This is a genomic window from Myxococcus sp. AM011, from assembly GCF_013372595.1.
GTDB classification, from domain to species: Bacteria; Myxococcota; Myxococcia; order Myxococcales; family Myxococcaceae; genus Myxococcus; species Myxococcus eversor.
On record NZ_JABXEM010000262.1, the window covers coordinates 1 to 15514 of the forward strand.

Sequence of the window (15514 nt, forward strand, 5' to 3'; positions counted from 1 at the left end):
CTGCTGGAGCATCCGCACTGGGACGTGCGGGCGGCGGCGGCGCGGGTGCTGGGGGAGTCGGGCGGGCCGGAGAGCCTGGGCCCCACCCGGCGGGCGCTGGAGGCGGAGTCGGACGCCCTGGCCCGACAGGCGCTGGCAGACGCGGTGGCGCGCCTGTCTCGGCGCTGAGCGAGGGGACACGGGGTGGCGCGCTTCGACGACAGCCGGCCGGAGATGTCCGCGGAGGAGTTCCGGCTCCTGAGGGACCACGTGTACTCGCACTGCGGCATCCTGGTGCACGAGGACATGAAGTTCGTCATGGAGCGGCGGCTGTGGCCCCGGTTGGAAGCGCTGGGCGTGTCGGACTTCAGCGCGTACCACCGCTACCTCCGCTACGACGCGAACCGGCACGCGGAGCTGGAGGCCGCCGTCGAGTCGCTCACGACGCACGAGACGTATTTCTTCCGGGAGCCCTCGCAGCTCAAGGCGTTCCGCGAGGAGCTGCTGCCGCTCCTGGAGAAGCGCAACGCACGCACGAAGCGGCTGCGGCTGTGGTCGGCGGGGTGCTCCTCCGGTGAGGAGGCGTACACGCTGGCGATGCTGCTCAAGGATGAGCGCCGCTTCGAGGACTGGGACGTGGAGGTGTACGGCAGCGACATCTCCCGGCGCGTGCTGTCCATGGCCCGGAGCGCGGAGTACGGGCCGTCCGCGCTGCGCGCCACGTCGGCGGACCTGCTGGAGCGCTTCTTCGTGCCAGCGGGCAAGGCGAAGGTGCGCGTGCGTGACGACGTCCGGGCGATGGTGTCCTTCGGCCACCACAACCTGCTGGACGAGGCGGGCAGCCAGTTGGTGATGAAGATGGACGCGGTGTTCTGCCGCAACGTGATGATCTACTTCGACCAGTCCGCGCGCAGGCGGGTGCTGCGCATCCTTCGCGACAGGCTGGTGCCGGGAGGCTATCTGCTGCTGGGCCACTCGGAGAACCTGCTCAACCTGGGCGCGGACTTCGAGCTGGTGCACCTGCGAGGCGACCTGGTGTACCGGCGGCCGGAGCTGACGGGGGGCGAGGCGCGATGAGCGGGCGGAAGGCTGTCTCCGTGCTCGTCATCGACGACTCCGCGCACAATCGGCACACGCTGACGACGCTGCTGGAGTCCGCGCCGGACGTCCGGGTGTTGGACCGCGCGGCCGATGGCGAGGAGGGGCTGAAGAAAGTCCTGGAGCTGAAGCCGGACGTGGTGACGCTGGACTTGGAGATGCCGAAGCTGGGGGGCTACACGTTCCTGCGGCTGCTGATGCGCACGGCGCCCACGCCCGTCATCGTCATCTCCAGCTATGCGCACCGCTCGGACGTCTTCAAGGCGCTGGAGCTGGGCGCGTTCGACTTCATCGCCAAGCCCGCCAAGGGCACCCCGGCGGAGCTGGAGGTCCTCCGCCAGGAGCTGCTGGAGAAGGTGCGCGCGGCGCTGCACGTGCGGCCGGGGCAGCGTCATGCCTCGCCCGGGGCGCGGGCCCTGGCGGTGGCGGGCGAGCTGCCGCTGGTGGTGGCGATTGGCGCCTCCACGGGTGGGCCTCCGGCGGTGCAGCGCGTGTTGGAGGGACTGGCCGCGGAGCCCACGCCGTGCGTGCTGGTGAGTCAGCACATGCCCGCGCAGTTCACCCGGGCCTTCGCGGACCGGTTGGACCGCATCGGCCCCTTCACGGTGACGGAGGCGACCGACGGGGACCCGGTGCAGCCGGGGCACGTGTACATCGCTCCAGGTGGGAAGCACCTCGTGGTGGTGGAGCGTGGCACGCGGCTGGAGCTGCACACGCCGCCCCCCACGCCGCTGGACAAGTACGCGCCGAGCGTGGACCGGCTCTTCACCAGCGTGGCGCAGGTTCTGGGCAGCCGCGCACTGGCGGTGGTGTTGACGGGCATGGGCGCGGATGGCACGGCGGGCGCGCGCGAGGTACAGCGCGTGGGCGGCGAGGTGTGGGCCGAGTCGGAGGAGACGGCCGTCGTGTTTGGCATGCCAGGGGAGGCCATCGCCTCGGGCGCGGTGAAGCGGGTGCTGCGACTGGGGGAAATCGGACCCGCGCTGGCGACGCTCGCCCGGCGACGGCGATGAGGGCACGCGGAACAGCGGGCGGTGGACGAGTCCCGGGTGTTAGTCTGGGCGAGTCATGACGCAGCAGATTCGAGCCCTGGTGGTGGACGACTCGCAGGCCATGCGACGCAGCATCATGTACGCGTTGCAGCGCATCAGCGGGATGGCCTGCACGGAGGCGCAGGACGGCGTCGAGGGTCTGAAGAAGTTGACCCAGGGCCGCTTCGACCTGGTGCTCACGGACATCAACATGCCGTTGATGGATGGACTCAAGCTCATCCACCACATCCGTCATGCGACGGACCATCGCCATGTGCCCATCGTCGTCATCACGACGGAGGGCGCGGCGGCGGACCGGGAGCGGGCCTTGTCGCTGGGCGCGAGCGCGTATCTGGTGAAGCCCGTGCAGGCCAAGGTGGTGATGGACACCGTCAAAGACTTGCTGAAGCTGGACTGAGGGCGAGCGCGCGAATGGACTTCGTCCTGCGGGTGGCGGGCCTGGAGAAGCGCTACGGCGCGGTGAACGCCGTGCAGGGCCTCACCTTCGCGGTGGCGCCCGGCGAGGTGCTCGGGTTGGTGGGCCCCAATGGCGCGGGCAAGACGTCCACGCTGCGGTGCCTGGCGGGCATCCTCCCTCCCACGTCGGGGAGGGTGGTGGTGGCGGGCTACGATTTGGCGAAGGACGCGGTGGACGCCAAGCGCGAGCTGGCCTTCCTTCCGGACGAGCCTCGCTTCTTCGACTACCTCACGGTGTGGGAGCACCTGAACTTCACGGCGCGCCTCTACGGCGTGGAGGACTGGGAGGAGCGAGGCAAGGCGCTGCTGGAGGAGATGGAGTTGACGGGCAAGGAGAAGGCGCTGCCGGGCGAGCTGTCTCGCGGCATGAAGCAGAAGCTGTCCATCGCCTGCGGCTTCCTGCACTCGCCCAAGCTCATCCTGCTGGACGAGCCCCTCACGGGCCTGGACCCGATTGGCATCCGTCGGATGAAGGCGTCCCTGCGCCGCCGCGCGGAGGAGGGGGCGGCGCTGGTGTTGTCCTCGCACCTGCTGCCGCTGGTGGAGGAGCTGTGTCACCGGCTGCTGGTGATTGCCGGAGGGCGGGCCATGGCGCTGGGCAGCCTGGAGGCGATTCGCTCGCGGCTGAGTGGCCCGGAGGGGGAGAGCGCGTCGCTGGAGGACCTCTTCGTGCGCATCACCAGCGGAGCCGGGACGGAGAAGCCCCCGCCGTGAGCTTCTCGAGCGCCGTCGTCTTCCTGTGGCTGGCCTCCTCGCGCAACCGGCTGCGGCTCCAGCTCCAGCGACTGCGCAGGCCGCGCTATCTCGTCGGGGCCCTGGTGGGGCTGGGCTACATCTACTCCATCTTCCTGCGGCGGCTGGAGTTCGGCGGGGCGCTGAGCAACGTGCCTCCCGGCGTGCGCCTGTTCGCGGAGCTGTCGCTGGTGTTCTCCGCGCTCGTCACCGTGTTCTCCGCGTGGGCGCTAGGGCCGGACCGTCCCTCACTGACCTTCACGGAGTCGGAGGTGGTGCAGCTCTTCCCCGCGCCCGTCACCCGAACCTCGCTCCTGCACTACAAGCTGGCGCGCGGCGTGCTGGGCGCGGCGATGGGCGCGCTGTTCGCCTCGCTGTTCGTCGGTCGGCTGGTGAGTCACGCGCCGGGCCTGTTCTTCCTGGGCGCGTTCCTGTCGTTGGGGACGCTGTACCTGCACGCCACGGCCGCGTCCTTCATGCGCACGCGCTGGGCGGAGACGTGGGGCACGCGGGGGCTGGTGGCGCGCTGGCTTGCGCTGGGGTGCGTGCTCGCGGCGGTGGGCCTGGCGGCGTACGCGGCGCTGGATGCGCACCCCTTTCCGAGGACGCTGTCGGTTCCCGGGGTGCTGCGCAACTGGGTGCAGGCGGTGGTGGCCTCACCGGGGTTGAGCGCGGTGTTGTGGCCAGCGCGACTGCTGGTGGCGCCCGCGCTGGCCCAGGACTCGAGCGCGTTCCTGAGCGTGGTGCCGCCGGTGCTCGGGCTGGCGCTGGCGCACTACGTCTGGGTGCGGCTGGCGGAAGTCCCTTTCGAGGAGTCCGCGGTGACGCAGGCCGAGACGCGCACCCGCGAGCGGGCGCAGCGGGCCTCGGGTGGCGTCGCGAAGGGAAGGGCGGTCTCGTCGCGCAAGGCGCCCTTCCGGCTGTCGGCGCGAGGTCGGCCGGAGGTGGCGCTCATCTGGAAGAACCTCATCACCCGCAGGCGGATGGCGGGCGGGGTGGCGTCGGTGCTGGCCTCGCTGCTTTTGGGGTGCGCCATCGTCGCGATGATGGGCGAGTCGCGCTTCTTCACGGACACGCGCCGGGTGCTGGGGCCGCTGGGCGTGTCGCTCGCGGCGATGATGGCGGTGGTGGGGCCGAGCGTCTTCCGCATGGACCTGCGGATGGACCTGCCCAAGCTGGACCTGCTGCGCGCGCTGCCGCTGGCGGGCTGGCAGGTGGTGGGCGCGGAGCTGGCGGCGTCGGCGCTGATGGTGGGCCTGCTCCAACTCGGACTCCTCACGGTGGGCCTCTTGAGTGGCCCGGGCGCCGAGGACCCGTGGCTCATGACGTGGTGGTGGCCGGGCGGGGTGGCGCTCGCGCTGCTGTTGCCCTCGATGTCACTGGCGGGGCTCTTCGTGCAGAACGCCGCGGTGGTGCTGTTCCCCGCGTGGGTGCCCGCGGACCGGACGGGCAGCGCGCGCGGAATCGAGGCACTGGGCCAACGCCTGCTGACGTTGATGGGCTCGCTGGTGGTGTCGCTGGTGGGCCTGCTGCCGGCGGCGCTGGCGGGCGCGGTGGTGGGCTTCCCCCTGTGGTCCTCGTTGGACGTGTGGGCGCTGCCTTTGGGCGCGGCGGCGGCTTCCGCCGTCCTGGCGGGGGAGGTGGTCCTGGGCGTGCTGCTCTTGGGCCGTGCTTTCGAACACCTGGACGTCTCCGAGGACCGTCCGGAGTAGGCCCGGGCGTTGGCTCCTGGACGCACGTGGACAGCGTGCTTGCGGCGCCCGGACGCGAAAGCGCAGGTTGGCGCGGACCGAACGGACGGGAGCGCGACATGAAGCTGGGTTTCGTGGGACTGGGCAACATGGGACTGCCCATGGCGAGGAGTCTGCTCTCCGCGGGGTACGAGGTGGCGGTGTGGAACCGCTCCGCCGCGCGCGGTGAGCCCCTGGTGAAGCAGGGCGCCCGCGCGGTGGCTTCGCCCGCCGAGGCGGCGAGGGGCGCGGAGGTCGTCTTCAGCATGCTCGCGGACGACAGCGCGGCGGAGGGCGTGGCTTTCGGCCCCCAAGGCATCATCTCGGGGCTGGCGAAGGGCGCCGTGCACGTCTCGTCGAGCACCATCTCCGTGGCGCTCTCTCAGCGCTTCACGGACGCGCACGCGAGCGCCGGTCAGGGGTACGTGGCCGCGCCCGTGTTCGGCCGTCCCGAGGCCGCGGCGACGAAGCAGCTCTGGGTGGTGGCGGCGGGCGCGAAGGCGGACGTGGAGCGCTGCCGGCCGCTGCTGGAGGCGCTGGGGCGGGGGCTCACGGTGCTGGGCGAACAGGCGTCCATGGCCAACGTGGTGAAGCTCTCCGGCAACTTCCTCATCGCGTCGATGCTGGAGGCGCTCGCGGAGGCGTTCGCCTTCACGCGCAAGTCAGGCATCGAACCGAAGCAGTTCATGGAGCTGTTTCGGGCCGTCTTCGCGAACTCGCCCATCTTCGAGCGCTACGCGCAGGCCATCGCCGAGGAGAAGTATTCCCCCGCGGGCTTCGCGATGCGGCTGGGGCTCAAGGACGTGGGGCTGGTGCTGGAGGCGGCGCGCGCGGCGGAGGTGCCGATGCCGCTGGCCAGTCTCGTGAGGGACCAGTACCTGAGTGGCGTGGCCCAGGGGCATGGGGACCTGGACTGGTCCGCGCTGGGGGCGCTCGTGGCGGAGCGCGCAGGACTGCCCAAGGGGCGCTGAACGACGAAGGGCCTCCAGGTTTCGTCCCTGGAGGCCCTTGTGTGTCCATCTGTCTTGCTACCTCTTGCTACGGCCGCGCGTTGATTTCGGCGACGGGGATGGGGTAGCGCTCGTGCGGCCCGTAGCTGTCATCCAGGTTGCGGGGCAGCTCGTTCAGCCGGTTGTAGCGACGCATGTCGATCCACCGGTGCCCGCCCTCGAACAGGAGCGAGTAGCGCTTCTGCACCAGCAGCTCGTCCAGGGCGTTCGCGGCGGTGATGTCCGCGCGAGGCGCCAGCCGGCCGGAGCGGGTGCGGATGTAGTTGAGGTCATCCGCCGCGGGGCCAATCTGGCCCAGGCCGATGTTGGCCTCCGCGCGGAGGAGGATGAGCTCCTCGTTGCGGATGATGGGCACCGGCGAGTCCGCCGAAGGGTAGATCGTGAAGGCCAGGTCCGTCGTCAGCCGGCCACCCGCGGCGCTCGCCGGCGCCGCCAGCTTGCGCGTCTTGCGCGTCAGCCGGTCATCCAGCGCATCGTTCGCCTGGCGCGGCGCATCCGTCTCGAGGGAGGGGTGGGCGTAGATGGTGACGCTCAGGAGGCTGTTGTCCACGTCGCCGGAGGCCGCCCGGAACACGTGGTAGACGCCCACGTTGAGCGACGTGATGGCCCCCGCCTTCGCGCCGTCGTCAGCGGACGCGGTGGCGTCGATGAACGACTGGCTCAGCGCCGTCAGCGCGTCCTCGTTCCGGCCCATGTACACGGACACACGCGCCTTGATGGCGCGGTTGAACCGCCGGAACGTGGCCGGTGTATCGAAGCCCGCGAAGCCGGTGCTCATCCGGAACGAGAACGCGTCGCCCGCGTTGTCCAGGTGAGCGGCCGCCTCGTCGAGCAGCGTCGCGATGCGGGTGAACACCTCGGCCTTGCCGACGATGGGCGCCAGCTGGCCCAGGGGCAGGTCCACGTCGATGGGCGCGCCGTTGGTGTCGTGGGTGTTGATGACCACCAGGAAGTCGAGCGCCTGGATGGTCTTCGTGAAGCCCCGGATGCCCTCCTTCTGCGCGTCCGTGAAGGCCGCGACCTTGTCCAGCGCCGCCAGCACCGTGTTGGCGTTGCGGATGTTGGAGTAGGGGGCCGCCCAGAAGTTGCCGCCGAAGGCGCCGGCGCCCGGGTCCAGTGTCGGCCCGAGAATCTCCTCCACCGTGCGAGGGTCCGCGGGGTCGAAGACGTACGCCTCGCGGCCGATGGTGCCCAGCTGCGCGACGTAGCCGTTCTGTATCGCCACGCCCGCGCGGTGTCCGATGATCAGACCCGTGGAAGCGCTGTTGACGGCGGAGCTGGTGGGGTTGTTCTTGAACTCGTCCAGGCTCGGGTTGTTCAGGTCGCCGATGTCCAGGCTGCCGCAGCCGCCCAGGCCCAGCACGGCGCAGAGCGCCACCACGGTCTTCTTCGTCTGGTTGATATTCATGGCCTAGAACCCGACGTCGAGCGACGTCCAGAAGCTGCGGCTAGGGGGGAAGGGAGCGACGTCGATGTTGCGAGCGATGGCCTGGTTGCCGAAGTTGCTCACCTCGGGGTCCAGACCCGAGTAGTTGGTGAACATCAGCAAGTTGCGGCCGCTCAGGCTGAGGCGCGCGTTCTGCAGCTTCGGAATCGCGGACACCCAGCTCTTGGGCAGGTTGTAGCTGAGCGTCACTTCGCGCAGCTTCAAGAAGGACGCATCCTCCACGTAGATGCCCGCGTTGTTGCGGCGGTCCTGCAGGCGCTGACGGCCCGCCGTCTCGTAGTCCACGGACGTGCCGGCGCCGTCATACAGGAAGCGCGTCAGGTTGATGACGTCGCTGCCCTGCTGCCAGTGCCACAGGAAGGACAGGGTGACGTCCGAGACGCGCAGGGTGTTGGCCCAGCCGAGCGTGAAGGTCGGCTCGGTGTCGCCAATCTTCTTCACGATGGGCACGCCGTTCTCGTCGCGGCCCACGTTGCCGACAATCTGCGTGGCGGAAGAGCCCTCCTCGATGAAGAACGCGCCCAGGGAGTTGCCGAAGCCACCCGCCTGGAAGGAACCCGCGGGCAGGCTCGTCACCTTGCTGCGGTTGAGGGCGAACGTCGCGGAGCTCGTCCACTCGACCGCCCCGCGCACCGGCGTCACCTGGAGCATGGCCTCGATGCCGCGGTTGCGCAGCGCGCCGCCGTTGACGAACTGGGTGGTGAAGCCCGTGGAGCTCGGCAGGGCGCGCTGCAGCAGCATGTCGCTGATGGCGCGCTGGTACACCGACAACTCCACCGTGACATCGCCGCCGAACATCAGCGCATCGATACCGGCCTCGATTTCACGCTGGCGCTCCGGACGGATGTTGGGGTCGCCCGCGACGCCCGTGCCGACGAGGCCCGGCGTGCCCTGCACGTTGCCCAGCGCGCTCATGCCGCTGAACTTCATGCCGTACAGGGGCTGGTTGCCCGTCTCGCCGTAGGCCGCGCGGACCTTGAGCTCGTTGAGGGCCGCGATGTTCGTGGGGATGCGGTAGGCGGACGCCAGCTTCGGGTAGAAGAACAGCTTGTTCGGATTGCCGTTGGCGCTGCTCTGCTCGCCGCGGATGGCGCCGACCAGCGTCAAGCGGTCATCCAACGTGACAATCTCCTCCTGGACGTAGTAGCCGCGGTCCCGGATGTGCGTCGACGTGTCGCGCACGCCAATCACGGTGCCGTTGTCCACGCCGGGCTGACCGGCGTTGAGGTTCTCGGAGACGATGTACGTGGAGTCGATGCGGCGCTCCTCGAACTGCACACCGCCGGACGTCGTGGCGGTGAGGAACTTCGAGGCGGGCTTGTACGAGTGCACCAGGTTGATGCCGCTGTTGATGTTGCGCACCTGGCTGGTGCCGAACAGCGACGTGCCCGGGAAGGTGTCGTCCACCGGCTCGAAGTTGAGCTCTGGCGGGAACAGCAGCCGGTTCTCCTGCTGGAAGCGGTCCACACCCGCGTTGGCGAGCAGGCGCAGGTGGTTCTCGTCATTCTTCCACAGGTGGAAGGTGGCATCACCGGAGCCGATGAAGCGCCACACGTCCTCGTCGTTCTTCACCAGCGCGGACGTCTGCAGCGGGTTGGCGCCGTTGGGCAGGAACGGGTTGACGGGGTACACGCCTTGCGCGTTCGGTTCCATGTTGAGGAACTCGGGCACGTTCGGCAGCACCATGTAGTTGGTGATGGTCTGGTTGTCGTTGTTGGTGAGGCCGCGCTGGCCCAACGTGTGGATGAGGTTGGTGGCGACGTTGATCTCCACCGCGTCGCCCAGCGACTGACCCAGGTTCAGGCGGAACGACTGCTTGTCGTAGCCCGTGTTGGCGATGATGCCCTCGTCGCTGCGGAGCATCGCGGAGGCGAAGTACTTGGTGTTGCCCGACGCGCCGCTCACGCTGGCGAGCGTCTCCGTGGACAAATCCCGGCGGCCCGCGAGCTTGGCCTCGTGGTCGTACGTCCGGCCCGTGTAGTAGTCGGCCGCGGCGGGGCCGAACTGCTCGACGGCCTCTTCCACCGTCTCGAAGCGGCGGGTGCCCAGCTTGTTGGCCAGGGTGTACAGGCCCACGCGCTGGGTGATTTCGAACTTGGGCTCACCGGCGCGGCCGCGCTTGGTGTTGATGATGACGACGCCGTTGGCGGCCTTGGAGCCGTAGATGGCGGCGGCGGACGCGCCCTTGAGGACCTCGATGCTCTCGATGTCGTTGGGGTTGATGTCCGCGATGCGGTTGACCTGGTTGTCCTGCGTGGGGTTCGGGTTGGAGCCGCCCACGGAGTCGGTCACCACGTACACGCCGGAGGCGATGGCCACGTCGCTGACGAGCACGCCGTCGATGACGTAGAGCGGCGCGGTGGAGCCGTTGATGGTGGACACGCCGCGCAGGCGCATCTGGATGCCGCCGCCCGGGGCTCCGGAGTTCTGCTGGATGTTGGCGCCGGCGACCTTGCCCTGGAGGGCCTGGTCGATGGTCTGCGCGGGAGCGCGGTTCATCTCCTCCGCGCTGACGGAGGCCACCGAGTTGGCCAGGTGCTTACGGGCCAGCTCAGAGGCGCGGCCGACGACGACCATCTCCTCCGAGAAGATGTTGTCGAGCGCCACCGTCACGTTGTTCTGCGTGGCGCCGACGCGCACCTCTCGCTCGCCGTAGTCCTGGCTGGAGAAGAGCAGCGTGACGGAGCCCGCGGGAACGTTGGGCAGCGAGAAGGTGCCGTCCAGCTCCGTCTCCACGCCCTGCGTGGTGCCCTTGATGATGACGCGGACGAGCGGAAGACCTTCGTTCGTCAGTCGGTCCGCGACGCGCCCCTTCACGGTGCGGCCCAGGGCGGGCGTGGCGGCGGGAGCGGGAGTCGTCGGAGTGGTGCTGGCCGGGGCCGCCTCCGCGGGCGCCGGCGTCGCGGGAGCTTGAGCGGCGGGTGCCGGCTGCGGTTCCGCGGCGGGCGGGCTCGCTTCCTGCGCCATTGTTTCCAACGAGAAGAGTGCGATCACGCACCCCGGAATCAACGCTCTCTTAAGCGTCATTCGGATCTTTCCTCGCAACGGTGGGACGGCCCCCCCAGCAGGTGCCGTGGGCGCGAATCGTCACCGTCTGAACTGAACCAGTCAATGGCGAGACTTGTTTTTCAAGAATGTTGGCCAAATCCATCCAAACGGAAATATTCCGATCTCGTACCGAGTCAGCGATGACGCGGGGCGTGCCGCGCCTCACGTCAGAGGGAGATCAGGTCCCTACCTGTCTGGGAACGTCGTGGATCTCCCGGAGGCCGACCCCTCGAATCGGGTGGGCGGCTTGCCCGCCGCCACGCCCGCAAGTGGGTTCTTGCCAGCTTGCGTTGGCGCGAGGGTGCGCCCTGGAAGTGGGCAAGGAGCGGGCGGACGGGGGCTCGAACGGGGACAGAAGTGGCCGGGGCCAGCGGTTCTCCCAGGTCAGTCGGAGGAATCTGGCCCCGTCGGGCTGAGACGAGGGCGAGGGCCCTTGCTCACAGGGGCAGCCCTCCCATAAGAGGCGCAGCGGACATGGCGATGAACGAGCGTTACGAGCCGCAGTCGATTGAAGGCAAGTGGCAGGCCCGCTGGGACGAGGCCGGCATCTTCCGGGCAGGCAAGCGCCCGGGCGCACCGAAGAAATACGTGCTCGAGATGCTGCCGTACCCCAGTGGCAAGATGCACATGGGGCACGTGCGCAACTACCTCATCGGGGATGTGTACGCGCGGTACTTCCTGATGCGCGGCTACGACGTGCTGCACCCCATGGGCTGGGACGCCTTCGGTCTGCCGGCGGAGAACGCGGCCATCAAGGACGGCGTGCACCCGGCGCTGCGCACCGCGGAGAACATCGTCTCCTTCAAGCAGGAGATGAAGAGCCTGGGGTACAGCTACGACTGGGAGCGCGAGGTCAACACCTCGAAGCCCGAGTACTACCGCTGGAACCAGTGGTTCTTCATCAAGATGCTGGAGCGCGGGCTCGTCTATCGCCGCTTCAGCAAGGTGAACTGGTGTACCGGCTGCCACACCGTCATCGCCAACGAGCAGGTGAAGGACGGCGTGTGCGAGCGCTGCTCGTCGCCCGTGGTGGACCGGGAGATGCCCGAGTGGGCGTTCCGCATCACCCGGTACTCGCAGGACCTGTTGGACGCGCTGGACACGCTCAAGGAGTGGCCGGACCGCATCACCTCCATGCAGCGCAACTGGATTGGCCGCTCGGACGGGGCCGAGGCGGACTTCCGCGTCCAGGGCCACGAGGCCGCCTTGCGCGTCTTCACCACGCGCATCGACACCATCTACGGCTGCACCTACGTGGTGCTCGCGCCGGACCACAAGCTGGTGGCCCAGGTGACGACGCCCGAGCGCCGCGCGGACGTGGACGCCTTCGTCAAGCGCATGGCGGCCCAGTCCAAGACGGAGCGGACGGGGGAGGACACGGAGAAGGAGGGCATCTTCACGGGCGCCCACGCCGTCAACCCCTTCACGGGCCAGCAGGTGCCCATCTGGATCGCCAACTTCGTGTTGAGCGACTACGGCACGGGCGCGGTGATGAGCGTGCCCGCGCACGACGAGCGGGACTTCGCCTTCGCGCGCAAGTACGCGTTGCCGGTGAAGGTCGTCATCCAGCCGGCCACGGGTGACAAGCTGCCCGCGGGTGACGCGTTGGAGGCGGCGTACACCGAGTACGGCGTGCTGGTGGACTCGGGCGAGTACACCGGGATGCCGTCCGAGGCGGCGCGCACCGCGATGGCCGCGAAGCTGGAGAAGGACGGCCAGGGCCGCGCGACGGTGACGTACCGCCAGAAGGACTGGGGCTTCAGCCGCCAGCGCTACTGGGGCACGCCCATCCCCATCGTCTACTGCGAGAAGTGCGACCCGGAGCGCCACGGCATCCCCGTGCCCTTGGAGCAGCTCCCGGTGAAGCTGCCGGACATCGACGTCCAGGAGGTGCTCACCGGCAAGGGCGAGCCCCCGCTGGCCAAGGTCGCCTCGTGGGTGAACACCACCTGCCCGAAGTGCGGTGGCCCCGCCCGGCGTGAAGCGGAGACGATGGACACCTTCGTCGACTCCTGCTGGTACTTCGCGCGCTACCTGTCGCCGCACTACGACGCCGCGCCGTTCGACCCGAAGGAAGCCCAGCGCTTCCTGCCCGTGGACATCTACGTGGGCGGGCCCGAGCACGCGGTCATGCACCTGCTCTACTTCCGGTTCTGGACCCGGGTGATGAAGCTGCTGGACCTGAGCCCGGTGGACGAGCCCGTCAAGCGCCTGATTACGCAGGGCATCGTCAACGGTCCGGATGGCCGGAAGATGTCCAAGCGCTGGGGCAACGTCGTCGCGCCGGCCTCCATCATCCAGGAGTACGGCGCGGACACGGCGCGCGCATACGTCATGTTCGCCGGCCCGCCGGAGCGCGACTTCGACTGGTCCGACGATCAGGTGGAGGGCGTGTTCCGCTTCCTCAAGCGCGTCTGGGTACTGGCCTCCACGCACCACGCCTCGGTGGCGGGTGCCACGCACGATGGCCCCTTCGAGGGCAAGGCGCTGGAGATCCGCCGCGCGGCGCACAAGTGCCTGAAGCGGGTGGGGGAGGCCATCGAACGGCTGTCGTTCAACACGGCCATCGCCGGCATCATGGAGGGCCTCAACGCGCTGTCCGCGACGGGGACGCCAGAGACGCCCGCGGAGAAGGCGGCCATGGCGGAGGCGGTGCGCCTGCTCGCGGTGGTGCTCACGCCCTTCGCGCCGCACATCGCGGACGAAATCGCCGAGGCCTACGGGAGCAAGGAACTCACCGTCGCGCAGCCGTGGCCGGACTTCGACCCCGCGCTGGTGGTGGATGACGTCATCCCCTACGCCGTGCAGGTGAACGGCAAGCTGCGCGCGGAGATTCGCGTGGCGGCGGACGCGGGGGAGGCGGACGTGCGCGCGGCGGCGGAGGCGGACGAGCGGGTGCAGTCCGCCCTGGCCGGCAAGACGCTGCGCAAGTTCGTCTTCGTGCCCAAGCGGCTGGTGAACTTCGTCGTCGGCTGAGCGGAGACCCGGGTGCCGGCCGAGGTCCTCGTCATGTGCACCGCGTGTGGCCAGCCTCAAAAGGCGGGCGGCGCGCGGTGCCTCGCCTGCGGGGCCCCGCTGCCAGAGGCGCCCGTGCCCACGCCGCTCGGGCCCTTCCTCTCGGCGGACCTGGGCGGTGGCCGTTCCCTCGTCGGTGAGAGCGGGAAGCTCACCTATCGCGTGGCGGAGGCCGTTCCACCCCTCGTCGTGGAGCTCATCCAGCTCCGCGCGTTGACGCTGGAGTCCCGCCCCTTCTTCGAGGCCCTGGTGCTGTGTGGGTTCGGCCTGCTGGGCCTCGTGGCCGGGGGGCTTCCCCTGAAGCTGGTGATGTTCGCCCTGGCGGCGCTGGGCATGCTGCTGGCGGCGGTGTGCCAGGTGCACGCCCTGGTGCTGGAGACGTCGACGGGCGGACGGCTGCGCTGGCCGCTGGGGCTGGCGCGCCGAGGCTCGGAGCGGGACGCGAGGCTCCTGGGGGCGTGGCACACGCTGGCGGGCGCGATGAAGGCCCGGGGTGTCGTGGTGCGGGACTCGAGCGGGGCGGTGCTCACCGGGCCTTCGTCGGAGCCCCCCGAGGGCCCTCGCGCTTGACGGAGTGGTTCGGGCGGGTAGGGTGCCGGCCCATGTCGCTTCCCTTCAGGACCGCCTCACGGCGTCTCCACCTGGCCGTGTTGCTGATGGGGTGGGGGGCCTGCTCGGCGCTGCTTCCGGGGTGTGGCTATCGCCTGACACCGCGCGGCTCGGGACTGCCTCCCGGAGTGGAAACCGTGTGCGCGCCCATCTTCGGCAACGACACGTCGGAGCCCGCGCTGGAGACAATCTTCACGCGCTACTTCCGTCAGGAGCTGACGCGAGTGGGGCGGCTGGGGAGCGGGGCTTCGTGCGACGCGCGCGTCGAGGGGACGGTGCTGTCGCTGTGGAGCTCGCCCACGATTGTGGGGCGCTTCTTCCGCGTCGCCGCCACCGTGAGGCTGCGGCTGGTGAAGGAAGGCCTGCCTCCCCAGGAGACGGTCATCTCGGGCACCGAGGACTATCTGCCGGGGACCGGAGACGTTCTGGAGGCGGAGTCCAACCGTCAGGCGGCGATGGACCGGCTGGCGGAAGTGCTCATGCGTGATGGGTTCGAGCGGCTGGCCAGCACCTGGTGAGGAGGCGGGTGCCTCCTCCCGGGGAGCCTGCTTCGAGGACGACGGAGGGGACTCTTGAGGAGCCCCCAGGTGCATCAGGCCTGACGCGCGCTCTTGGCGGCGGCCTTGGCGAGGCGGGAGATGCGGCGGGACGCGGTGCGCTTGTGGAGCACGCCCTTGGTCGCGGCCTTGCTCAGGGCCTTGGAAGCCGCCTTGAGCGCGTCCGTCTTCTTGGCGCCATCCTTGGTGCCAATGGCCTCCCGGGCGGACTTCACCGCGGTCTTCACGTCGGAACGGACCGTGACGTTGCGGGCGCGGCGCTTCTGGGACTGACGGTGACGCTTCTCTGCGGACTTGGTGTTGGCCAAGAGAAATCTCCAGCGAAAGGCAGGCTAAAAAGAGGGGCCGTCCTTACTGCGACGCCTCGAAAGCGTCAAGGCGCGCGTGCTCATCCAGCCGGGATTTCCGGACTCTGGACGCGGATCAGCGAAGTTCGCGGGGAAAATCATCCAGCGGAGGGGGTGTATTCCCACACCAGCCCAGCCGGATCCTGGAAGGACAGTCGCCCGGCGAGGGAGTCCGAGGTTCCTCCGGGGCGGATCTGCTCGACCCTCTGTCGCAGGCGCTCCACCGCGAGGGTGGAAGGCGCCTCCAGGGTGAAGGTGGCGCCCGCGGCCGAGGCGGGTGCGCGCTGGAAGACGAGCCGCAGCGAGCCGTCCTCGTAGCGGGCCTCGTCTGGCGTGGGGCGGTGGGTCGTCCACCCCAGGGTGGGGGCCAGCGCGTCCCAGAAGGCCTTCTGGGCGTCCAGGTCCGCCACGCCCAGCCGCAGCGTGGAGACGGG

Annotated in this window: 13 protein-coding genes and 1 pseudogene; 10 read left to right on the forward strand and 4 right to left on the reverse strand. The window is 69.5% G+C overall.

Annotation, left to right across the window (positions count from 1 at the left end):
• Window positions 1–3: 3 nt before the first annotated feature.
• The 7 genes from HUW62_RS37820 (at window position 4) to HUW62_RS37850 (ending at window position 6018) form a co-directional block, all read left to right on the forward strand.
• Window positions 4–168, forward strand: a complete 165-nt coding sequence (locus tag HUW62_RS37820; RefSeq protein ID WP_303626895.1) for a HEAT repeat domain-containing protein — start codon at window positions 4–6, stop codon at window positions 166–168.
• Between the two features lie 15 nt (window positions 169–183).
• Entirely contained in the window at window positions 184–1056 is an 873-nt protein-coding gene (locus HUW62_RS37825) for a protein-glutamate O-methyltransferase CheR (protein ID WP_253999095.1), read from the forward strand.
• A complete protein-coding gene (locus HUW62_RS37830) occupies window positions 1053–2090 on the forward strand; it encodes a chemotaxis response regulator protein-glutamate methylesterase (protein ID WP_176437183.1) in 1038 nt (345 codons plus the stop codon). Before HUW62_RS37825 ends, HUW62_RS37830 begins: the two co-directional genes overlap by 4 nt.
• Before the next feature lie 55 nt (window positions 2091–2145).
• Window positions 2146–2526 carry a response regulator gene (locus HUW62_RS37835; protein WP_163869697.1) on the forward strand — a complete coding sequence of 127 codons (381 nt, stop codon included), beginning with the start codon at window positions 2146–2148 and terminating at the stop codon, window positions 2524–2526.
• 14 nt (window positions 2527–2540) lie between these two features.
• The gene (locus HUW62_RS37840; RefSeq protein WP_163869698.1) at window positions 2541–3299 is read left to right on the forward strand and encodes an ABC transporter ATP-binding protein; all 759 of its coding nucleotides are present in this window, start codon (window positions 2541–2543) and stop codon (window positions 3297–3299) included.
• A complete protein-coding gene (locus HUW62_RS37845; RefSeq protein ID WP_163869699.1) occupies window positions 3296–5029 on the forward strand; it encodes a putative ABC exporter domain-containing protein in 1734 nt (577 codons plus the stop codon). The genes HUW62_RS37840 and HUW62_RS37845 overlap by 4 nt, the downstream gene beginning before the upstream one ends.
• A 98-nt stretch (window positions 5030–5127) precedes the next feature.
• Entirely contained in the window at window positions 5128–6018 is an 891-nt protein-coding gene (locus HUW62_RS37850) for an NAD(P)-dependent oxidoreductase (RefSeq protein ID WP_163869700.1), read from the forward strand.
• Window positions 6019–6085: 67 nt separating this feature from the next.
• Here HUW62_RS37850 and HUW62_RS37855 read toward each other — a convergent pair whose 3' ends face one another.
• Window positions 6086–7465 carry a RagB/SusD family nutrient uptake outer membrane protein gene (locus HUW62_RS37855; protein ID WP_163869701.1) on the reverse strand — a complete coding sequence of 460 codons (1380 nt, stop codon included), beginning with the start codon at window positions 7463–7465 and terminating at the stop codon, window positions 6086–6088.
• A 3-nt stretch (window positions 7466–7468) separates the two neighbouring features.
• Complete coding sequence (locus HUW62_RS37860; RefSeq protein ID WP_163869702.1) at window positions 7469–10471, reverse strand: SusC/RagA family TonB-linked outer membrane protein; 3003 nt, start codon at window positions 10469–10471, stop codon at window positions 7469–7471.
• A 555-nt stretch (window positions 10472–11026) separates the two neighbouring features.
• On the opposite strand from HUW62_RS37860, the gene leuS reads away from it, so the two are divergent.
• From leuS to lptE, 3 genes are read left to right on the forward strand one after another with little or no spacing between them, the layout of a single operon-like run.
• The gene (gene leuS / locus HUW62_RS37865) at window positions 11027–13528 is read left to right on the forward strand and encodes a leucine--tRNA ligase (protein WP_163869703.1); all 2502 of its coding nucleotides are present in this window, start codon (window positions 11027–11029) and stop codon (window positions 13526–13528) included.
• A gap of 12 nt (window positions 13529–13540) precedes the next feature.
• On the forward strand, window positions 13541–14137 hold the full coding sequence (locus HUW62_RS37870) for a hypothetical protein (RefSeq protein WP_176437184.1): 597 nt from the start codon (window positions 13541–13543) through the stop codon (window positions 14135–14137).
• Between the two features lie 32 nt (window positions 14138–14169).
• Window positions 14170–14694: an LPS assembly lipoprotein LptE gene (lptE, locus tag HUW62_RS37875; protein WP_176437185.1), complete on the forward strand. Its 525-nt coding sequence runs from the start codon at window positions 14170–14172 to the stop codon at window positions 14692–14694.
• 74 nt (window positions 14695–14768) lie between these two features.
• Here the strand turns inward: lptE and rpsT are convergent, their stop codons facing one another.
• Together rpsT and HUW62_RS37885 are read right to left on the reverse strand one after the other, a co-directional pair.
• Window positions 14769–15041 (reverse strand): 30S ribosomal protein S20, encoded by a 273-nt coding sequence (gene rpsT / locus HUW62_RS37880; protein ID WP_163869705.1) that lies wholly within the window; start codon window positions 15039–15041, stop codon window positions 14769–14771.
• Between the two features lie 137 nt (window positions 15042–15178).
• A pseudogene (locus tag HUW62_RS37885) lies at window positions 15179–15514 on the reverse strand (nucleoside triphosphate pyrophosphohydrolase); the annotation flags it as partial.